We start from the raw sequence: 3,385 nt of genomic DNA on the forward strand, positions 1-3,385 counted from the left end.
CGGAGCGGTCCGCCGCCGCGCCCAACTGGCCGCGGGCGGCGGCCTGCAGCGTCTCCGGGGCGATGCGGTGATGCCCCACGGCCAGGAACAGCTGGTCGTCGCTGTTCACGCCCAGTGCCTCGAGCAACTGCCGGCGGGCGGGGGCGTCCATGGAAAAGCGCCGGTACAGCCGTTCGCAGATCAGGCGCCCGCGTTCGCGGGCATCCTCGCGATCGAACTGCGCGAACCAGTTGCGCACCTTCGCCCGGGAGCTCGCCGAGCGCAGAAAGCCGCTCTTGGCGTGCGCCCACTCGCGGCTGGGCGCCGGCTCCTTGTGGGTCAGCACCTCGACCGTGTCGCCATTGGCCACCTCGGTCTTGAGGGGCGCGATCTGGCCGTTGACCTTCGCCCCGCGACAGCGGTGCCCCAGGTGGGTGTGGATGCGATAGGCAAAATCGAGCACCGTCGCCCCCGCCGGCAGCTCCACCAACTCGCCATTCGGCGTGAAGGCATACACCATTGGCGCGGCCAGTGGCCGGATCTCGCCACGCGACAGGCCACGGCGCAGCGATTCGACCTGCATGTCGAAGGGGTTTTCGCCGCCACCGCCGCCCTTGTAGCGCCAGTGGGCGGCGACGCCGAACTCGGCGAAGGCGTGCATGCGCTCGGTGCGGATCTGGATCTCGACCACCTTGCCCTCGTCGGCCTCGACGGCCGTGTGCAGCGACTGGTAGCCGTTGGGCTTGGGCCGGGCGATGTAATCGTCGTATTCGCTCGGGATGGGGCGGAACAGCTCGTGGACCACCGAGAGCGCGGCGTAGCAGTCGGTGACCGAATCGACCTGCACCCGCAGCGCGCGCACGTCGAACAGCTCCTCGAAGGAGAGCTGCTTGCGGCGCATCTTCCCCCAGATGCTGTAGATATGCTTGGGCCGCCCGTAGACCTCGGCGCGGATGCCCGCCTGGAGCAGGGCGTGGTTCAGTTTCTGCTCGACCTGGACCAGGTACGACTCGCGGCTGGTGCGACGCTCGTCGAGCAGGCCGGCGATCTCGACGTAGGTGTTCGGTTCGAGATGGCGGAAAGCCAGGTCCTCGAGCTCCCACTTGATCTGACCGAGGCCGAGCCGATGGGCGATCGGCGCATGGACGGCCAGCGTCATGCCGGCAAACCGCCGGCGCCGCGCCTCGTCGGGTTCCTCGCCGAGCGCCCGCATTCCTTCCAGCCGGTAGGCCAGATCGATCAGCACCGCCCGGGCATCCCGCGCGCCGGCGAGCAGCAGGCGGCGCCAGTACTCGCGCTGCCCCTCGTCCTGCGGCTCGGGGTAGCGCGTTTCCCAGCCACGCAATCGCTCGATCGCCCCGAGCAGGCGCTGCACGCCCCGGTACTCCTGTCGCCCCAATCGTGGCGCGATGAAGGCGGCGGCATTGTCCTCGCCCGGGGCGTCGTCCAGTGCCGGATCGGCCAGCAAGGCGGCCACCAGGGTAGCGAGGTCGGCCTGGACATCGGCCAAGGCGACGGCGACCCGCGGGCCGACGGCGGCAGGTGAGTCGTTCGCGACCGACTGGCACAACCGTTCGACGGCCAGCGCCAGGTCGGGACCGACACGCTCGCCCATGCCGTCGAGCGCCTGCTGCAGGCGTTGGCAAAGGTGGTCCGGGTTGATGTCGAGCGGGTGCTGCATGCGGGTTGCTGGGTCTCGGCTGGAATGCGTTCCTGGAGGATATTCTCGGGCGACCTGCCCCGGGCCACCCGGCGGCGGGGCACACGCCGGTTGGGTTGCCGTCGGGGCCGTGGCACTATCCGGTCTGTGCTTACGGCACGCCATCGCGTGACCGCCGCCACGTTCAGATTACCACCCGGCCGATCGGCCGGTCAGGCACAGGGAGACAGGCATGACCAAACGGCCCGACCTTCACGGGGAACATCACCGTCTCAACCGCTACCGCAGCGTCCGGGCCGCCGTACTGGGGGCGATCGCCGGGTTGGTTGCCCTGTCCAGCCTGATCGCCGGCCTGCTGGCTAGCGGCCTGCCACCCGCCGAGGTGCTGCATGCCGCGGTGATCGCCCTGGTCGCCGGGGCATTGGCCCTGGCCGCCGGTCAGCACGTCGCCCTGCGCCTGCGCCAGGACACGGAAAAGGCGGACCTGGACATGGAGGCGCGCGAGCTGGAAATCAACTTCGAGCACGAGCTGGGCGAGCTGCGCGACATCTACGTCGAACGCGGCGTGGATGCACAGACGGCCGAGACGGTCGCCCGCCAGATGATGGCGCACGATGCGCTCGGCGCGCATGCCCGCGAGGAAATGGGCCTGCACCAGATCACCGACACCCGGCCGTTGCTCGCCGCCATTCCGCTGGCCGCCTCGTTCGCCGCCGGTGCCGCCCTGCCGCTACTGGTGGCGCTGATCGTGCCCGCCGAGCGCATGATGATGCTTACCGTGCCGCTCACCCTGCTGGTGCTGGCCGTGCTCGGCGCCTTGAGCTCGCGCACCGGCGGGGCCTCGATGATGCTCGGCGGTTTCCGCACCGCGTTCTGGGGCGCGGCAACCATGGGCGTCACCGCGCTGGTCGGCCAGTTGCTCTCCGGTCTTTCCTGACACCGCCCCGGTGGCCCGGGTGGCCAAAAAACCGGTGACGCCCGGCCCGCGCGTGGTACTGCTGCACGGGCTGTGGATGGGTCGCTGGGCGATGTGGCCACTCGCCCACCGGCTCAGGCGCGCCGGCTTCCACCCGGTCCATTTCGGCTACCCGTCGCGCGCGAGGCCGGCCGATAACGCCGAGCGCCTCGCCCGCTGGCTGGCCGACCAGCCCGACCCACCCCTCCATTTCCTCGCCCACAGCCTGGGCGGCCTGGTGCTGGCCCACCTGTTCGCCCGACACCCCGAGGCGCGCTCACCGGCCACGCGCGTGGTGCTGCTGGGCTCGCCACTGGCCGGCAGCGGGGTGGCCCGCCGACTGGGCGAGACCCGAGTGGGGCGATGGCTGCTCGATGGCAGCCTCGTCGACGGCCTGGCCGGTGACCCGCCTGACTGGACCGCCCCGAACACCCTCATGCTGGCCGGCGACCGCCCAATCGGCCCGGGGCGATTGCTCCCCGGCGAACTCGACATCCCCAACGACGGCACCGTGGCCGTCGCCGAGACCCGCGTGGAGCGCCTTGCCGCGCACCGCCGGGTGCCGGTAAATCATTTCGCCCTGCTCTGGTCGGGTCAGGTCGCGCAACTGGCCATCGATCACCTCTCCGTTACCGACGCGGCCGCCACCGACCGGTGAGACGGGCATATCTATGGCCTGCTCCCCGATCGCAAGCCCCCGGTGGGGTGGTGGATAATCAGGTTGCGTCAATCTATTCGGCCTCCTCGTGGAGCGGTTCAGTGCTCCGGGCCTCGATGGAGAAATCCGCGCC

General features: G+C 70.5%; 3 protein-coding genes. 2 read left to right on the top strand and 1 reads right to left on the bottom strand.

Annotated elements, in window-relative coordinates:
- The coding region (locus FAZ79_RS11190) for a TGS domain-containing protein (protein WP_169303694.1) at positions 1-1,660 on the bottom strand (1,660 nt) is incomplete at its 3' end.
- Between the two features lie 211 nt (positions 1,661-1,871).
- Here FAZ79_RS11190 and FAZ79_RS11195 point away from each other — a divergent pair.
- Positions 1,872-2,576 carry a VIT1/CCC1 transporter family protein gene (locus FAZ79_RS11195; RefSeq protein ID WP_136868041.1) on the top strand — a complete coding sequence of 235 codons (705 nt, stop codon included), beginning with the start codon at positions 1,872-1,874 and terminating at the stop codon, positions 2,574-2,576.
- A 19-nt stretch (positions 2,577-2,595) separates the two neighbouring features.
- On the top strand, positions 2,596-3,252 hold the full coding sequence (locus tag FAZ79_RS11200) for an alpha/beta fold hydrolase (protein WP_136868042.1): 657 nt from the start codon (positions 2,596-2,598) through the stop codon (positions 3,250-3,252).
- Positions 3,253-3,385: the final 133 nt, after the last annotated feature.

Source organism: Guyparkeria sp. SB14A, assembly GCF_005096345.1.
Classification (GTDB): Bacteria; Pseudomonadota; Gammaproteobacteria; order Halothiobacillales; family Halothiobacillaceae; genus Guyparkeria; species Guyparkeria hydrothermalis.